At 66.6% G+C, this 18,166-nt stretch carries 9 protein-coding genes, 1 pseudogene and 1 other annotated feature; of the genes and pseudogenes, 4 read left to right on the top strand and 6 right to left on the bottom strand.

The window, feature by feature from the left end:
• Positions 1-105 precede the first annotated feature (105 nt).
• The 5 genes and pseudogenes from BEN78_08560 to BEN78_08540 all read right to left on the bottom strand — a co-directional run bounded on the left by BEN78_08560 (position 106) and on the right by BEN78_08540 (position 10,478).
• Positions 106-2,993 (bottom strand): annotated as a pseudogene (locus BEN78_08560) (hypothetical protein).
• A 167-nt stretch (positions 2,994-3,160) separates the two neighbouring features.
• Positions 3,161-3,907, bottom strand: a complete 747-nt coding sequence (locus tag BEN78_08555; protein ASR43416.1) for an AraC family transcriptional regulator — start codon at positions 3,905-3,907, stop codon at positions 3,161-3,163.
• Positions 3,908-4,145: 238 nt separating this feature from the next.
• Complete coding sequence (locus BEN78_08550; protein ASR43415.1) at positions 4,146-6,482, bottom strand: hypothetical protein; 2,337 nt, start codon at positions 6,480-6,482, stop codon at positions 4,146-4,148.
• A gap of 1,398 nt (positions 6,483-7,880) precedes the next feature.
• Positions 7,881-8,477: a hypothetical protein gene (locus BEN78_08545; protein ID ASR43414.1), complete on the bottom strand. Its 597-nt coding sequence runs from the start codon at positions 8,475-8,477 to the stop codon at positions 7,881-7,883.
• A gap of 123 nt (positions 8,478-8,600) precedes the next feature.
• Positions 8,601-10,478, bottom strand: coding sequence for a phosphomethylpyrimidine synthase ThiC (locus BEN78_08540; protein ID ASR43413.1), 1,878 nt, complete (start codon positions 10,476-10,478; stop codon positions 8,601-8,603).
• A gap of 129 nt (positions 10,479-10,607) precedes the next feature.
• Positions 10,608-10,703, bottom strand: a binding site (TPP riboswitch).
• A 409-nt stretch (positions 10,704-11,112) separates the two neighbouring features.
• Between BEN78_08540 and BEN78_08535 the strand changes: the two genes are divergently transcribed.
• The 3 genes from BEN78_08535 to BEN78_08525 all read left to right on the top strand — a co-directional run bounded on the left by BEN78_08535 (position 11,113) and on the right by BEN78_08525 (position 16,081).
• Positions 11,113-13,680: a bifunctional aspartate kinase/homoserine dehydrogenase I gene (locus tag BEN78_08535; protein ASR43412.1), complete on the top strand. Its 2,568-nt coding sequence runs from the start codon at positions 11,113-11,115 to the stop codon at positions 13,678-13,680.
• A gap of 104 nt (positions 13,681-13,784) precedes the next feature.
• Positions 13,785-14,780, top strand: coding sequence for a homoserine kinase (locus BEN78_08530; GenBank protein ASR43411.1), 996 nt, complete (start codon positions 13,785-13,787; stop codon positions 14,778-14,780).
• Positions 14,781-14,791: 11 nt separating this feature from the next.
• Positions 14,792-16,081: a threonine synthase gene (locus BEN78_08525; GenBank protein ID ASR43410.1), complete on the top strand. Its 1,290-nt coding sequence runs from the start codon at positions 14,792-14,794 to the stop codon at positions 16,079-16,081.
• A 144-nt stretch (positions 16,082-16,225) separates the two neighbouring features.
• On the opposite strand, the gene BEN78_08520 is transcribed toward BEN78_08525, so the two are convergent.
• Complete coding sequence (locus tag BEN78_08520) at positions 16,226-16,588, bottom strand: hypothetical protein (GenBank protein ID ASR43409.1); 363 nt, start codon at positions 16,586-16,588, stop codon at positions 16,226-16,228.
• Positions 16,589-16,701: 113 nt separating this feature from the next.
• Between BEN78_08520 and BEN78_08515 the strand changes: the two genes are divergently transcribed.
• Positions 16,702-17,790 carry a DNA topoisomerase gene (locus tag BEN78_08515; GenBank protein ASR45026.1) on the top strand — a complete coding sequence of 363 codons (1,089 nt, stop codon included), beginning with the start codon at positions 16,702-16,704 and terminating at the stop codon, positions 17,788-17,790.
• The last annotated feature ends 376 nt before the right edge of the window (positions 17,791-18,166 follow it).

Genomic DNA, 18,166 nt, shown 5'->3' with positions numbered 1-18,166 from the left:
CCCCGCCTAGCTCCTGGGCGGCGAGCCGCACGACCAACGCCTTCGCCATAAAGAACTACGGCCCTTTCGGGGCCGTAGTTTTGTCACGTGCTTAGCTTTGATCGATCAGAAGCGCTGCTGGTACTTCATGTAGGTGAAACGACCGATGTCGTGCGCGGCCTGGTAGGAGAAGCCTGTGGTCGGCTGCGTATAGACAAGCGGACCAACCTTGTCGAACACGTTGTTGACACCGATCGCGATGGTCGCGTTCCACGGCGCATTCCAGCGGACCTGGACGTCGTTGAACGTCACCGAGCCGGTCTTGTTCTGCGGGATTGCGTTGCCATCACGGTCGACGTAATCAGGAAGGTTACAGGCGTCATCGTAGTAGCACTCTTCCTTGACTCCCGACAGGTAGCGAGCCGTCCAGCTGGCGCCGAAATCACCCATGTCCCAATTCAGCGAGGCAACCGAACGAATACGGAAGTTGCCACCAAAGCCCACCTGCGCCTGCGGCGTGGTGTTGTCGGTGCTGTCGGGCTTGATTTCGAAGTTGCTGTAGTACGTCGTTGCCCAATTGACACCGAAGGTACCAACGCTGGTCTCAGGCAGGCGATAGTTGACCTCGAGATCGTACCCTTCCACCTCCCAGTAGCCCGCGTTGCGACCGAAGCGGGTCAAGTTGTTCACCACGCCATTGTCGCCACGCGTGAAGTACTCGCATTGCGCCTCAATGTTGTAGACGTAGCAATCACGGAGGATTCCGCTGGCGGTGAAGGCCGTCACGACATTGTCGATCCGCGTCTTCCACCAATCCAGCGACACGCCAAGACCGGTTACGAACTGTGGGCTGTAGACGAAGCCGAGCGAGCGGCTGACCGACTCTTCAGGCGTCAGATCGGGGTTGGATCCGCTGAGGAACGGGGTGCCCGTCTGATTGCCGTACGCGAGGAGACCGCCCTGACCGAGCTGCTGATAACCAACGTGGTTGCTGCCTGGATTGGTGATCGTGGCGTAGTTGGCGATATCTTGCGCACAACGTGCGTAGACTTCCGGATTGTTGGCCGCAGCACCGCGCGCCGTATCGCAGGGATCGGCGTAGCGATCGAACGTCTGCCCGACGCCGCCATAGAGGTCCGAGACCGAAGGCGCGCGGAACCCCTGAGCCCAGGTGCCGCGGACAAGCAGATCATCGATCGGCCGCCAGCGGAAACTGGCCTTACTGTTGGTGGTATCGCCGAACACGTCGTAATCCGAGTAGCGGCTCGCGACGTTGACCGCGAGTTCCTGCGCACCCGGCAGGTCGGCCAGCAACGGGATGTCGAGCTCGATATAGGCTTCATTGACGCTGTAGCCACCACTCGTCTCTTGCGCGGCAAGGTTGGTCGAGTTGCCCGTCTGCGCGAAAGCGTCCGGTGAGTACCGCCCTTCACACGCCGATTCTCCAAGCCGGCCGCGAAACCCAGGTCGCCTGCCGGCAACGTGGCAAGCGAACCGCTGACATTGGCGAAATAGTTGTGCGTCGTGGTTTCGGACGTCGCGTTCTCCATCAGGAAGAAGCGACGCTGGATGTCCGGATTGGCCAGCGAGTACTGCCCCTCGCTGAGCGCCGGGCTCCATGGGGTGCAGTCGGCAAGCGCGATCGGCGCATCAGGCGTGCCGCACTGGACGACGCCATCGCCGTTCAGGAACGACGGGCCGACAGCCTGGCGAACCGCGAGCTTGTTGAAATCGCCCCGGCCACGGACCGTCGCGTCGCCGCGCGTGAACAGATAGCCCGCATCCCAATCGAAGAGCTTCTCGCCGACCTCGAAAGACCCCTCCAGTGCCATGCTGAAGCGATAGGTATCAAGGCGACGATCGGTGGTACGTGGCACTTCCCAACCACGGCGACGGAAATCGAGCGTCTCGCCCGTCGGGTTGAAGTAGCTGTCAGCGCTCATCGGAGTCTGCGTGTCGACCGCGCCGCTCTGCAGAGGATAACCAGCCACCTGCACATTCGTTTCGCGACGGTTGAAGCTGGCATCGGACACGAGGCGGATGCTGTCCGTCAGCTCGAAATCGGCGCTGGTGAAGATCGACGTACGCTCCATGCCGGTCTTGACCATCATCTGCTCAGCAGCGTTGCTGCTGTCGCCGATGACGCCGCCACCCGGGCTCACTTGGGGACGATAGTCGGCCAGATTGGTCGGATCGCCGCCGTCACGCAGTACCAGCCACGCGTCACTCGCGCGGCTGTCAGGCTGGTTCGGATTACGGATACTGCCGATTGCACCTACGGTGGTGTAGTTCTCGCTCTCATCCTGTCCCGGCGCAGGAAAACGCGAGAACGGCCGGTCCTTCGCCCAGACGGGTTCTTCCTTGTCGTACTGCGCGCCGAACACGATCGAACTGCGTTCCCCCTGGGTCCCGATCGTTAGATCGAAGGACTGAATCGCGCCATCGCCCTCGCCGTACTGACCGTAGTATGCACTGGCCTGCGCACCTTCGAAGTTGCGCCGCGTAATGACGTTGATGACGCCGGCAACAGCATCTGACCCGTAAAGGGACGATGCGCCATCCTTCAGCACCTCGATCCGCTCCACCATCGACGAAGGAATCGTCGCAAGATCCTGCAGGCCGTCGTTGTTGACCCCCAAGCGACGCCCATTGAGGAGCACAAGCGTGCGCTCGGGACCAAGATTACGCATGTTCACGTACGTACCGCCCGGGCTTTCGCCAGAGCTCAGCGGGTCGGAGCGGCTCAGTGTCGGGCTACCTGTGGTCGAAAGGTTCTGCAGGATGTCACCAACCGATTGGAAGCCCTGGTTCTCGATGTCCGTGCGCGAGATCGTCTGGATCGGCTGCGCGTTCTCGACATCGACCTTGCGAATACGCGAACCCGTCACCTGGATGCGGTCGAGTTCAGTGGTGCCCTGCGTCTGATCCTGCGCGCTGGCAGCGACGGGCGCGAGCGCGAACACGATCGCGGCGGGCAACAGGCCCTTGCGGATCGTGGGGGTGCAAAGGTTCATCAAATTCTCTCTCCAGAGTGGTTGCGTTACTGACGCGTTAAGACGCCTATCGCACGTTACGTCTGCGCACGGGGCTCACGCCTTACTGCGCGGGCCATCTCGCTTTGCCAAATCTGGCCTTTTGGATGAATGGGCGGCTGTCATGCGACGGTTGTCACAACGCCGGCTCAAAGCCTCGCGTAGACCTCGTCGGTCCCTCCAACCGCTCCGCCGTTGCGCGCACCGGCTGCTCGGAATCGGCTCGCGGACATGCCGTGATGCGCCTTGAACGCACGAGCGAAGCTGCAGCAGTTGTCGAAGCCGGTTGCGGCCGCGACCTCGCCGATCATCATCGAAGTGGTGCGCAGCAGATGGCCGGCCCGTTCGAGACGCAGACGTACCGACAGTGCCTGCGGGCTTTCGTCGTACAGCGCATGGAACGCTTTGGAGAAATACCAGCTCGAAAAACTGGTCAGATCCGCCAGCTCGCTGATACGCACGACGCGGTCGCTATGCCCTTCCAGATAAAGCCGGGCGCGCTGCATGCGGCCGAAGACCTGCCGTTTGCGATTGCGCGAACGTCCCGGACAACGCCGCGCACGCGCGGCCAGATCACGCTGCACAATGGCCAGTTGCAGCAGAAGCGGCCGCACGCTGAGCCGGTCGCCGGCACCGCGCTGGGCTTCACGCCACAGGCGTAGCAGCCCACGCGCACCCCGCCGCGACACGCGTCCGCGGCCGGCGTACAGGCCGCCATCATCCAGCGCTTGCAGTTCGGCCAACGCCTCCGCATCGAGCGCGAGCCCGATGCAGATGCCATGGGGTCCGGTCTGGATCAGCGGCGCGGACTCTTTTTCAAATGCCATCCAGTCGCCGCAGCGCATGCGGAATCGCCCCTCGCGCGACTCGATCCAGCCGTCGCCGCGGATCTGCACCCAAAGACTAAACGCCGGCGCAGTGACCTGGACAACGCCCAGCCTTGACGCCCCCACGCACTGTGCAGACGCCGTGAGCTGATCGAACTGGAGCAAGTGACCGCGCTGCGACCAAAAAGGAGAAGCCATACGAGCATGCCTGTCGTGGAAAGGCAGCGTTTTTGCCACCTATTCCGCGCGGTTGCCCGAGCTCATGCTTAAGCTTTGCCGAATTCGCTCCGTCTTTTTTCCGAAAGCTTCACGACGCTCGCCATCTCAACGCAATCAACAACTTGGCCACAAGGCTTCGGCTCTCACTCTCCGCTGGCGGCATAGTCATGACGCCGATGTCGGTCCCATCCTCAACTGCAATCGACACCAGCCAATCTTGATGCTGGCTGCTGAATCCATTGACCGCGCTGCGGCTGGCGGCGTCGAGGCAATGTTGGTCGCGACGCATCAATTGATCGTCATCGATGACGAATCGCGTCATCCGACTTCGGCAATGACTGTCGCTATCCAGATACGACAGCAGCCCATCGGAAGTGAGTGTCCAGCTTCGATAACGCCAACGCGATGGGATCTCGCTGCTAAGTCGCTGCGACTGTGTCAGATCGGGGGAAGCTCTCCAGATCCCACTGCCATCGAGACGGGTGTAGAGCACCCGCTCTCGTCGTGGATCGAACCGGACGTGTGAAACACCCTCCAATCGACCAAGTACCCGCCAGTTGGCATCGTATGCGACCAACGTCGTTCGTCCGTCGGTGCCCTCGTCCAGAACGAGAAGTCCGTTGTCCGCACCATATGCGGCTTGGCGTGGATGAAGCGCCGGCACTGGCAGCACGGTCACTTCATCGAAAGCGGGTACAACCTCGACGATTTCGGAGTTGCCCTGCACGTCCAGCGCGGAGACCAGCAGGCGCCGGCCATCCGCGGACCATACTGGTGGCTGCCCGGTGTCGGGCCGCACGCCTGAGATCGGTCGGAGCGAATCGGGGCGCTCGAGATCGACCCACCACAGCTCCGAACTACCTGCACGATCGGATGTAAAGACCAGTTGGCGACCATCCGGCGATGCAACCGGCTGCGTATCGCGGCCGGAAGACGCGAACATATGCTCACGATGTCCCGTGCGTCCGTTGACCCGGTGAATGCCGAACTGCGGCTTCCTGTGCACGAATGCGACCATGTCGGCGTCGCGTGCGCTGGTCGGCATCTGTGCATCTTCGATCTGAAGATCCGAGATCGAGCCCGTCTGCAAGTTCAAGCGATGCAGTCTCGTCTCACTCCCGATCCGCCGACCATAGATCAACGCCTGTCCATCGCGCGACCAGCTCAAACCGCGCAGCTCTGCGCCGAGCCGAGTCAGCTGCTCGGCGCCTCCACCATCGACTGGAATGCGCCAGAGATCGCCGAGTTGTGGATTGCGCACGAAGGCGATCCAACGGCCATCGGGAGAAATCTTCGGCGAGTAATCAATGTCACCCGCGGCCACGGGATATCGGATCGGCCGCCAATCGCCGGTCGCCAGATCGAGTACGCGTATCGCATGCCCGTCCTGATGTCCCGTCATAGTGCCGAACAGCAGTCCGCTGCCATCGGGCAACCAATCGAAGCTCAAGAGTTCGCTATCATCGCAACGCGCGACCTCACGCTCATCACCACTGCCGGTTGCCGACACAAGCAGAATTCGGCATTTGCCTACGGCGTTCCAGCGGGCGAAGGCGATGTGCCGACCATCGGGAGACCAGGCAGGCAGGTCGTCATGCTCTCCAACCCGGGGATGCGATAACACACGCGGCGTAACGCCAAATGTCGGCTGAACAAGAATGGACGGACTGGGCAGCGCGCGCCCATCGGGCAGAGAATCGGCTGCATAAGCGACCATTTCGCCATTGGGCGACAGACTTGGGGACAACTCAAACCCAGGGAACGAGGTGACCAGCCGATAAGGCTTGGCCGGGATCACTCCAGAGACCTCCTGAGAGCGAGCGGCTCCAGAATCCATGCCGCGGAGCGCCAGCAAGGCCATAACGACGGTGCAGGCCCCCGCAAATGCCGCAAGTATCACCAACCGCCACCGTGATGGGCGGTGATCAGACACGCTTGCGCTCCCCGACGCAGGCGTTGGGGAGCCGCTCGTGGTCGCTGGAACTTTCGTTGCATCGACACCGGCTGCAGATGAAGCGTGCTCGCTCTCGCATGCATCCCCGGCGTCGAGGGCTCGGTCTGGGATGCTGACGGGGACCGTCAATCGGTAGCCCGTCTTGGCAATGGTTTCGATGTAGCGCCGCCCCTCGAACGCACCTGTATCGCCGCTGCCGAAGGCCTTGCGCAATTGGGTAACCGCCTGAGTCAAGACATCGTCGGTAGGCAACGTGTCAGGCCAGACTTCCGCCAGTAAGTCGGCACGCGAGTGAACGGCGCCTGGAACGCGCGTCAGCGTGCGCAGCACCGCTGCGGCCTTAGGTGTCAATCGAACTGCACGGCGCGCGCCGGGCATGTGGATCTCACGAGTCGCGAAATCTACCGTTGCAGCCCCAATCTTGAGACGCTGAGCTAGAGCGGCGTCCTCCGCATTGGGCAAAACTGTCATGCCTGTACTTCCATACTGCTTGCACGACTACTTTAGTCAATGCTGGCTGAACGCAATGGAATGCGCGTCGCCAAGATCGGCACAGGAGTGATTCGAATGCAGTCAAGACCTAAGGGCTTGGAGTTCGTCGTCTGTGAGGCAAGATCGTTCCATTGAACGCGACTTCTAGCATGCGATGGGCTCGAACCTGCTTGTGTACGAGACCGTCGATAGCCGCGCCGAGGTTGGGCCGTTGAGCGAAGTGGCACCTCGAACGAGATCGTCGCTCGTCGACCAAGCCCCATGCCCCACACGGCAAGCACGCCGGAACGCGCATGACACAAGCCAAAACCGACACCCCGTGCAACGGCGTGTCGCTCCCTGAACACATCGTCCCCTTTCCGACATCGATCGGCACGCAGGCGATAGCCGCCATGCAGCGCCTGGTCACGCCCCAGGTGCGCCGGTAAATGCACTGATGCCTCTGCCCACAACCTAGCACCAGGCCGCCTGGTAAGCCCTCAAGGACCAGGTGAATCGTCAGTACGCGGCCGCCATGAAAGGCCTCGCCGCGCACCTGCACGCCCGGGTCGAGACTTAACCCTCGGCGAGACTGCGCTCCACGTCGCCACGCCTGACGCGTCGGCGCCCCCCTAGCGCGCCTGCATCGATCTGCGCGGCGGCGCCCTGCTGTTTGGTGGTGGCGAGGCCTGCCGCACCAGTGCGCAGCCACATGCGGACCGCTACGGTGTCCGCTGCTATGGCGTGGACTACCGCTTGCCGTCGGCACATCCCAACCCTGCCGCGCCGGACGATTATCTGAGGGCCTATCGGCATGCGCTGACCCAACACGCGCCGCCGACATCGTGATCATCGGGCGATCGGCGGGCGGCAACCTCGCCCTGGCGATGCTCTTGCGCGGACGCGATGAAGGCCTGCCGATGCCCGGTGGTCTGGTGCTGCTGTCACTGGAAGTCGACCTGACAGAGTCCGGCGACAGCTTCCACACCAATCGCGATGTGGATGTGATGCTTCCCGTCCCGCTGATGCCGATCAACCGCCTCTATGCAGGAGGCGCGGACCTCGGTCATCCCTATCTGTCCCCTTGTTCGACCAGTTCGACGGCCTACCACCGACCTTCCTGCAAGCGGGAACCCGCGACCTGTTCCTCTGCAACGCGGCGCGCCTGCATCGTGGGTTGGTCCGCGCCCAGGTTCCGGTCGAGTTCTATCTTGGGAGGGCGTACCCCACGGCGCTTTCATGGGCGGAACGCCGGAGGATGACGACGTGGCTCAGGCGATCCGCGTTTTCATTGAGGCCCGCTGGCAACAGTCCCCCTGACCCCGGACCGGCCGCGGCTGGAACACAAACGAAAAAGCGGGCCATCGGCCCGCTTCGTTCTTGTCCCGCGTCGGCCGATTACAGCGCTTGGCTGCGCACGCCGGCCTGGTGCGGATAGTTGGCGAAGATCTCGGCGATCGTCGAATAGATCCGCTGCTCGCGCTGTTCGGGCTTGAGGTTGGCGACGCGCCCGACCGCGATGCCCTCCCACACCAGGCGCTTCTGCCGGGCGTCCACCAGATCCACGTTCATCGTGCCCTCGGTGTAGCGGTAGACGCTGGTGCGCTCGTTCCAGTACGGCACCGCGAAGTAACCGCGGTGACGGTAGCTGTAGTAATAGGCGTAGTCGACCGTCGGATAGCTGCTGACATCGGTCCGACGCTCCATGTAGGCGTTGATATTCACCCACAGATCCGGGTCGGTCTCGCTGTAACGGTAGCCGCGGCGCTCCATTTCGGCACGCACGGCCGCCTTGGTCACTTCGCTGGTCTGGGTCTCGTAGCCCTCCTTCTCGATCGCCAGAGGCGTATAGAACGACCAAGTGCGGTAGGCCGAGAAATCCGCCCGCGGGTCGGCCTCGGTGGTGATGCGTGGCCCGGTCGCGCAACCGGCGAGCAAGGCGAGGCCGCATAGGGCCACCAGCCAGGCGGCCACGCGGGACGTCGAGGTCTTCATCTTGGGGTCTCCCTGTTGACGGGTGGATCGTGACGCGTTGCCACGATACCGATCCTGAACATACACCGCGTGCCGTCGAGCGGATGCGACGGCCGGGGCGATGCCTCCGGCCGTCGGCCGCCGTCACTGCGGACGGTAGACCTCGGCTCCCTGGGCGAGGAACTGCGCCGACTTCTCGGCCAGTCCGGTCGCCAGCGCCTGCTCGTCCGCCACGCCGTGCTCGGCGGCGTAGTCGCGGACGTCCTGGGTGATCTTCATCGAACAGAAATGCGGCCCACACATCGAGCAGAAGTGCGCCGCTTTGTGGGCATCCTTGGGCAGGGTCTCGTCGTGGAAGGCCTCCGCCTTCTCCGGATCCAGGCCCAGGTGGAACTGGTCCTGCCAGCGGAACTCGAACCGGGCCTTGCTCAGCGCGTTGTCGCGCACCTGTGCACCCGGATGCCCCTTGGCCAGATCGGCGGCGTGGGCGGCGATCTTGTAGGCCATGATCCCGTCGCGCACGTCCTCGCGATTGGGCAGGCCCAGATGTTCCTTGGGCGTCACGTAACACAGCATCGCCGTGCCGTACCAGCCGATCATCGCCGCGCCGATGGCGCTGGTGATGTGGTCGTAGCCCGGCGCGATGTCGGTGGTCAGTGGCCCCAGCGTGTAGAACGGCGCCTCGCCGCATTCGCGCAGCTGCTTGTCCATGTTCTCCTTGATCAGCTGCATCGGCACATGGCCGGGGCCCTCGATCATGGTCTGCACGTCATGCTTCCAGGCGATCTTGGTCAGCTCGCCCAGTGTCTCCAGCTCGCCGAACTGCGCCGCGTCGTTGGCATCGGCGATACAGCCCGGGCGCAGGCCGTCGCCGAGCGAGAACGCCACGTCGTAGGCCTTCATGATTTCGCAGATGTCCTCGAAGTGTTCGTAGAGGAAACTCTCGCGGTGATGCGCCAGGCACCACTTGGCCATGATCGAGCCGCCTCTGGACACGATGCCGGTGACGCGCTTCGCGGTCAGCGGCACGTAGCGCAGCAGCACGCCGGCGTGGATGGTGAAGTAGTCCACGCCCTGCTCGGCCTGCTCGATCAGGGTGTCGCGGAAGATCTCCCAGGTCAGTTCCTCGGCGCGGCCGTCGACCTTCTCCAGCGCCTGGTAGATCGGCACCGTACCGATCGGCACCGGCGAGTTGCGCACGATCCATTCGCGGGTCTCGTGGATGTGCTTGCCGGTCGACAGGTCCATGACCGTGTCGCCGCCCCAGCGGATCGCCCAGACCAGTTTCTCGACCTCTTCGGCGATGCCCGATGACACCGCGCTGTTGCCGATGTTGGCGTTGATCTTGGTCAGGAAGTTGCGGCCGATGATCATCGGCTCGCTCTCGGGATGGTTGATGTTGCAGGGCAGGATCGCGCGGCCGCGCGCGATCTCGTCGCGCACGAACTCAGGCGTGATCGACGGCTGGATGCTCGCGCCGAAGGCCTGACCGGGATGCTGGCTGCGCAGCATCGCATCGCGCACCAGCTCCAGGCGCTGGTTCTCGCGGATCGCGACGTACTCCATCTCCGGCGTGACGATGCCGCGGCGCGCGTAGTGCATCTGGGTCACGTTGGCGCCGGACCTGGCCACGCGCGGCTGCGCACGCGACGGAAAGCGCACGCCGTCGAGCCGTGGATCGTGCTCGCGCGCCCGCCCGAAGCTCGACGACAGCCCCGGCAGGACCTCGGTGTCGCCGCGCTCGGCGATCCAGGCCGCACGCAGCGGTACCAGGCCCGCAGCCAGGTCGATCTTTACGTCCGGATCGGTGTAGGGACCCGATGGGTCGTAGACAGTGACCGGCGGATTGTCCTCGCCGCCGAACAGCGTCGGCGTGCGGGTCAGCGCGATCTCGCGCATCGCCACGCGCAGGTCCGGGCGCGAGCCCTGGACATGGATCTTGCGCGAACCGGGGATGGGCCGGGTGACCGAATCGGAGAGTTGCTGGGCCTGCTGCAACAGGCTGGCGGGCTGAGCGTTCATGGCATTCGTCCTGTTGGATGCCGCACCTCGAGGTGCGGGCGTCGCCTGCGAGGGATTCGCAAGGCGGGACGAAGCGGCGGCGCGCCCGGACCGCGTGCCGCCGGCGCGCCTGCGCGCGCTGTCGGTCCGGGGGCCGGCTGCGAAGCTTCCCTACGCCGGTATCAACCGGATCAGGTTCGAAGGGACTGTCTCAACCGACTGGTGCCGGTACCCCCGCTTCAGGGCCGATTAGACCATGCGGCGCGCGGCCGCCCAAGTCGTGGCCGAACCGCCCAGGCTCCCGGCCTGGGCGCGCCCAGGCCGGCCGACCTGGAGCCACGCCCTCCCGCGAGGCTGGCCTGCGCAAAAAAAACCGGTTGACAGCGCGCGCGATCGCGTGGTGTGCTGCGGGGATGATGCATCGCACCAACACCGCCCACCTGCCGACGACCGCCATCCGCGCGGCCGCGGGCGCGTGCGCGGCCGCAGCGACCATCACGACGATCGTCGGCATTACCGGCACCGGTACCACCGGGACCGGGATGTGGACGCGCGCCGCCAGTTGACCTGACCGCCCGCTCCGCATCCCCACCCGGGATGCGGACGCCACGTCCCGCCCGACCGTGATGTGGAGCCCCTTTTCCAGGAGCTCTCCATGTCGTCCGCCGTCGCGCCTCTCCCCCATTCCGTCGCCCCCGTTGCCGATGCGCCGCCGGCGCTCACCTGTCATGTCCACAAGTTCGGCGGTACCAGTCTGGCCGATGCAGCGTGCATTGCCGCGCTGGCCGCTCTGGTACCGGCCGATGCGCGGGTGCGGCCGGTCGTCGTGTCGGCGATGTCCGGCACCACCAATGCCCTGGTCGCGCTCGCCGATGCCGCCCTCGCCCTCGATGACTGGAAGCCCGCGTGGGACGCGCTGCGCCAGCGCCACCTCGCGACCGCCGACGCGTTCGAGCATGAGGTCGACGGCGCACTGCACCGCGCGCTCGAGGACGAGTTCGCCGCCCTCGCCCATGACCTGCAGGGCCTGCATGCGGACGTCACGGATCGCGACGCGCGACTGGCGCGCATCCACGGCTGCGGCGAACAGCTGTCGTCGCGGCTGGCACAGGCCGCACTCGGTCCGGGTTGGCAGCGCCTGGACGCCCGCGAGGTGCTGGTAGTCGAGCACGGCGAGATGGGCGCGGTGGTCGACTGGGATGCGAGCCGGGCCCGTCTGGCGAGCTGGCGCCTGGCGAACGGTGCGCGCGATGTGGTGATCACCGGCTTCGTCGCCCGCGATGGCAACGGTCGCGACACCACGCTCGGGCGCAACGGCAGCGACTACTCGGCGGCAATCTTCGCCAACCTGTTCGACGCCCAGGCCCTGACCATCTGGACCGATGTCGATGGCGTGCTCTCGGCCGATCCGCGCCTGGTGCCCGACGCCGTCTGCCTGCAGGCGATGTCCTATGCCGAGGCCTGCGAACTCGCCTACTTCGGCGCGAGCGTTCTGCACCCCCAGACCTTGGCGCCGGTGCAGGCCCGGGGTATTCCGGTCCGCATCCGCAACAGCCGCAACCCGTCCGCGGCGGGCACGACGATCGCGCCAGCCGCAGCGGCCGCCGCCTCGCCGGTCAAGGGCCTGAGCCTGGTCCGCGACGCGGCAGTGCTCGAATTGGTCGGCAACGGTCTGGTCGGCGTGCCCGGCACCGCCGAGCGCATGTTCGCCGCCCTGCACGCGGCCGGCGTGTCGGTGACGATGATCTCGCAAGGCTCGTCGGAGCATTCGATCTGCTGCGTGGTGCAGGCCAGCCAGGTCGAGCGCGGCCGCGCGGCGATCGTCGCCGCATTCGCCGACGCGATCGCGCAAGGCCAGGCCCAGGGCGTGACCGTGACCGGCGAGCTGTGTGTGCTCGCGGCGGTCGGCGACGGCATGGTCGGCACCCAGGGCGTCGCCGCGCGACTGTTCGCCGGCCTCGCCCAGGCCCACGTCAACATCCGCGCCATTGCCCAGGGCGCGGGCGAGCGCAACATCTCGGTCGCGATCGCCCAGGCCGATGCCACCCGCGCATTGCGCGCCGCGCATGCGGCCTTCTGGCTGTCGCCGCAGACGGTCTCGGTCGGCGTGATCGGGCCGGGCAACGTCGGCCGCGCATTGCTGGCGCAACTGGCCGAGGTGGTGCCGGCGCTGCGCGAGCGTGCGAGTGTGGATCTGCGGCTGCGCGCGATCGCCAGCAGCCGGCGGATGCATCTCGACGATGCGCCGCTCGACCCCGCCCACGCCGCCGCGATGCTCGACGCCACCGCGCAGGCCTGCGACCTCGATGCGTTCGCCGCGCACGTGCGCGCCAGCCATCTGCCGCATGCGTTGATCGTCGACTGCAGCGCCAGCGATGCCGTCGCGGCGAAGTATCCCGAGTGGCTGGCCGCCGGCATTCACGTGGTCACCCCGAACAAGCATGCCGGCAGCGGCATGTGGGCGCGTTATGCCGCGATCCGCGAGGCCCAACGTGCAGGCGGTGGCCGCTTCCTGTACGAGGCCACCGTCGGTGCCGGCCTGCCGGTGATCCAGACGCTTCGCGGCCTGCTCGACACCGGCGACACGCTCCACGGCATCGACGGCATGCTGTCGGGCACACTGGCCTGGCTGTTCAACCGTTACGACGGCAGCCAACCGTTCTCGGAGCTGGTGCGCGAGGCGCGCGCCCTGGGCTACACCGAGCCCGACCCGCGCGACGACCTGTCGGGGCTGGATGTCGCGCGCAAGCTGGTGATCCTGGCACGTGAGGCCGGCCGGACGCTGTCGCTCGAGGATGTCGCGGTCGAGAGTCTGGTGCCCGAGGCGCTACGCGAGGTGTCGCTGGACACGTTCCTCGATCGCCTGCACGAGCTCGATGCGCCGATGCAGGCCCGGCTCGATGCCGCGCGCGCCGATGGCCATGCGCTGCGTCACCTGGCGCGCCTGCAAGGCGACGGCCAGGCCAGTGTCGGCGTGGTCGCGCTGCCGGCCGAGCACCCGTGCTGCCACACCCGGCTGACCGACAATCTCGTGCAATTCCGCACCGCCCGCTATGCCGACAACCCGCTGGTCGTCCAGGGCCCGGGGGCTGGCCCTGAAGTGACCGCGGCGGGCGTGTTCGCCGATGTCCTGACGATCGCCCATGCGCTCGGCAAGCAGGCCGGCCTGCCGTTCCTGCGGCATGATGGCCGCAGTGCGCACGCCCTCGACTCGGCAACCTGAGGATGACAGCGCAGGCACAGACGCCGCCGGGCCGCCCGCCGGTCGATGCGCGATCAATGTCCCGATCCAACGCCGCCGCCCGCGCGGCAGCAGGAGGTTCCACCATGCCCGAACATCCCTGGGTCGCCGCGTTCGCGCCGGCGAGCGTCGGCAACATCGGCGTCGGCTTCGATCTGCTCGGCCACGCAATCGATGGGCCGCGCGATATCGCCCGGGTACGCCGCATCACCGCGCCGACCGTCGTCATCGAGGCGATCGATGGCGACGTCGCGGGCATCGAGGCGATCCCACTCGATCCGGCGCGCAATACGGCAGGCCTTGCGCTGCAGTCGTTGCGCGAGGCGCTATCGTTGCCGTACGGCTTCGCACTGCGTTTGGAGAAAGGCATCCCGCTGGGGTCGGGGCTCGGCGGCTCGGCTGCGTCGTGTGTGGCGGCACTGGTGGCCGCGAGCGCCCTGCTCGACACGCCCTTGCCGCGCGAAGCGCTGTATCCGTTCGCGCTCGACGGCGAAGCGATCTCCAGCGGCAGCCGGCATGGTGACAACGTCGCGCCGATGCTGCTGGGCGGGGTGACCCTGGCGACAGCCGACCGGGCGATCGCGCTCGACGTGCCGGCCACGCTGCACGCGGTCGTCGTGCATCCCGACCAAGTGCTGGAAACGCGGCGTTCGCGTGCAGTGCTCGCCGAGCCCTATCCCCTGCACGACATCGTCGCGCACGGGGCGCACCTGGCGCTGTTTCTGACCGGCCTGCAGCGTGGCGATCTCGATCTGGTCCGCGCCGGGCTGCACGATGTGCTGGTCGAGCCGCGCCGCGCCGGCTTGATTCCCGGCTTCGCGCAGGTCAAATCGGCCGCACTCGCGCACGCCGCGCTCGGCGCCAGCATCTCCGGCGGTGGACCGAGCGTGTTCGCCTGGTTCGCCTCGCGCACCGAGGCCGAGGCCGCCGCGCCGGCCATGCGCCAAGCGTTCGTCGACGCCGGCTTCGACGCCCGCGCCTATGTCGGTCCGGTGGCCGGCCCTCGCGCCGCGCTGCTCGGGCCGGGTCCGGCAGCGCGCACGTCCGACGCGCGCGCCCAGCCTCTGCCCTTCTCCCAGTAACGAGAGCACCCATGGATTTTCTGAGCACCCGCGGCGGCGTTGCGCCGACGCCGATCGACGATGCCCTCGTGGCGGGCCTCGCGCCCGATGGTGGCCTGTATGTGCCCGCGTCGATTCCTCTCCTCGACCTGGAGGTGCCGCGCACCACGCTCGCCGAGACCGCGGCCACGACCCTGGCGCCCTGGTTCGCGGCCTCCCGACTCGAGACACAGCTGCCCGCACTGTGCGCCGACGCGTTTGCCTTCGAGGCGCCATTGCGACCGCTGCGCGGCGCCGGTGACCATGTGCTCGAGCTGTTTCATGGCCCGACGGCCGCGTTCAAGGACTACGCCGCGCGGTTCCTGGCCGGTGCGCTGGGCACCCTGCGCGCGCCCACCGCGCCCGACACCACGATCGTCGTCGCCACTTCGGGCGATACCGGCGCCGCGGTGGCCGCGGCCTTCCATCGAAGGCCGGGCTTCCGTGTCGCCATCCTCTATCCCGAGGGCCGCGTGTCCCCGCGTCAGGCGCACGGCCTGGAGTGCTGGGGCGACAACGTGCGCGCGTTCCGCGTCGACGGCAGCTTCGACGACTGCCAACGCCTGGTCAAGCAGGCGCTGTCGGATATCGCGCTGCGGACGCGCGTGCCGCTGGGCTCTGCCAACAGCATCAGCCTCGGGCGTCTGCTGCCACAGTCGGCGTACTACGTGCACGCCGCCGCGGCGCACCACGCGCGTCACGGCACACGGCTGAACCTCGTCGTGCCCACCGGCAACCTTGGCAATGCTTGCGCTGCGGTGCTCGCACGCGCGATGGGCGCGCCGCTGGGCGAGCTCCGTTTGGCCTGCAACGCCAACGACACGCTGCCGCGCTTCTTTGCTGGCGCCGACTATGCCGTGCAGCCCACACGGGCCACGCTCGCCAATGCGATGGACGTCGGTGCGCCGAGCAACTTCGAGCGGCTGCGCCACTGGCATGACGACGACGCGGCGCTGCGCACCGGCTTCGTCGCCGACAGCGTGGACGATGCGACGATTCGCCGGATCATCGCCGCGGCGCCGGCGCGACACGGCATCGTGCCCTGTCCACATACCGCAACGGCGCTGGCCATGCTCGAGCAGCTGCGCGAGGCAGGCGATACGCGCGACTGGGCTGTGGTCGCGACCGCGCATCCGGCGAAGTTCGAGACCATCGTCGAACCGCTGGTCGGCCATACCGTGACGCTGCCGCCCGCGCTCGCTGACTGCCTGGCCCGCCCCGCGCACGGCACGCCGCTACCCGCGGACGATGCCGCCCTCGCGGCGACGCTCGAGGGCTGGTAGCACGCATCACCGCGCCCTGCGCGGTCCAGGCGTCTGCACGGCGGGTCGGATCGCTGCGCGCGATCCAGCTGCGTAAATCGCGCAGATGCCGCAACGAAAAAGCCCCCGCCGATGGGCGGGGGCCTTGAATCAGCGGTGCGTCGATCAGCGACGCGAAGTGCTGGTGGCGACCTTCAGCTGCTTGGCGTCCACACTCTTCACACCCTCGATGCCACGTGCGATCGCAGTCGCGCGATCAATCTGCGCCTGCGTCTCGACGTCGCCCGACAGGCTGACGATGCCGTTGCTGGTCTCGACGCTGATATCCAGGCCCGAGACATCGCTCGATGCCAGCAGATCGGCCTTGACCTTGGTCGTGATCCAGGTGTCGGACATCGGCTGGTGGGAATCGGTCTGCGCGGCCGTGGTGTGATCCTTGCGATCGTGGTCCTGCGCGAGTGCCGAACCGGTGAATGCAACGGCGCCCGCAAGCGCGCCGGCCATCAGGGTCTTGTGCAGAGTCTTCATTGGGCGTCCTCCGAATCTTATGGTGTGCGGCGAGTCTGCGCAGGCCTCCGTGCCCGGGGGTGAAGGCGACGACGTTCACGGCGCGCAACGCGCCACGTTGTTATCAGCCGCTCATGAATCGTCATCGCGCCCCCACCGTACCTGTGACGCAAGCGAGTCTCGAGGCGGCCCGGGCTGCCGGCCTGCGCTGGGTCTGCGATCGCGACCCCGGTCTGTGCCGTCGCCGCGCCGGCAAAGGGTTCAGCTACCGCGATCCCGACGGCGCCGCGGTGCGGGATCGCGATGTCCTGGCCCGGATCCGGCAGTTGGCCATCCCGCCGGCCTACACCGATGTGTGGATCTGCCGACACGCCAACGGCCATCTTCAGGCCACCGGGCGCGATGCGCGCGGTCGCAAGCAGTATCGCTACCACCCCGACTGGTCGACCACGCGCGGCCTGGGCAAGTTCGACCGCATCGTCGCATTCGGTGACGCGCTGCCGCGCCTGCGCCGAGCGCTGCAGCGGGACCTAGCGCGCCCGGGCATGCCACGTGAGAAGGTGCTGGCGATTGTGGTGTCGCTGCTGTCGCAGACCTTGATCCGGGTCGGTAACGACACCTATGCCCGCAGCAATGGCTCGTTTGGCCTGACCACCCTGCGCAACCGGCATTTCGAGCGGGCCAAGGCCGGCGGCGCGCGGTTGCGCTTCCGCGGCAAGAGCGGCCAGGCGCACGACATCGCGATCGACGATGCCCGGCTGTGCCGGCTGGTACGCCGCTGCCAGCAATTGCCGGGGCAGGCGCTGTTCCAATACATGGACGACGAGGGCGAATGCCGCGGCGTGGACTCGGGCATGGTCAACGATTACCTGCGCGAGGCCATGGGCGAGTCATTCACCGCCAAGGACTTCCGGACCTGGGGCGGCACCGCGCTGGCGTTCCGCCGGTTCGCCGCGCTGCCACTGCCCACTGGACGCAATGGCGGTCCGCCGAGCGAGCGGGCGCTGGCGCTGCAGGAAAAGCAGGTCATTGCCGATGTCGCCGCGACACTCGGCAATACGGTATCTGTCTGCCGCAAGGCCTATATCGATCCGGTGCTCTACACCGCGTGGCGCGACGGCAGCCTGCAGCGCGCTGCCGCCAAGGCACGCGGCCCGCGGCAGTGGGAACAGGCAACACTCGGCCTGCTGCGACGGGCCCATCGAGCGGCGCGCAAACGCTAACCTGGCCGCCCGCGAAACTGGTTGTCGACGTAACTGTTGACAGCCCACCCGCAGGCATGCTCTTCTCGCCCCATGACGCAGCGCAGCACCCGCATGCAGCTCCCCGCCCGCACCGCCACCGGTGACCGGGCCGTCATGTTCGCCGCGACCACCGCGCTCCTTATCGCCGTACTTCTTATTACCGTCCAGACAGGCGCGGGAACGGGGTTCGTGTAGAAAAAGCGAAACCCAAGGTCGAAAGAACCGAACCCCGCGCCGACAAGCGCGGGGTTTTTTGTTGCCCATTGCCAGCACCAGAGCCAACCGATGCCCGACACGATGCCCGCCTTCCCATCCGCCCGCAGCGCCGTCCCCGGCGCTCGCGGCGCGGCGCGGG

The organism is Xanthomonas citri pv. mangiferaeindicae (assembly GCA_002240395.1).
Lineage (GTDB): Bacteria > Pseudomonadota > Gammaproteobacteria > Xanthomonadales > Xanthomonadaceae > Luteimonas > Luteimonas citri_A.
Note: the sequence above shows the minus strand (reverse complement) of the source record. Positions and strands in the feature narration are given on the sequence as shown.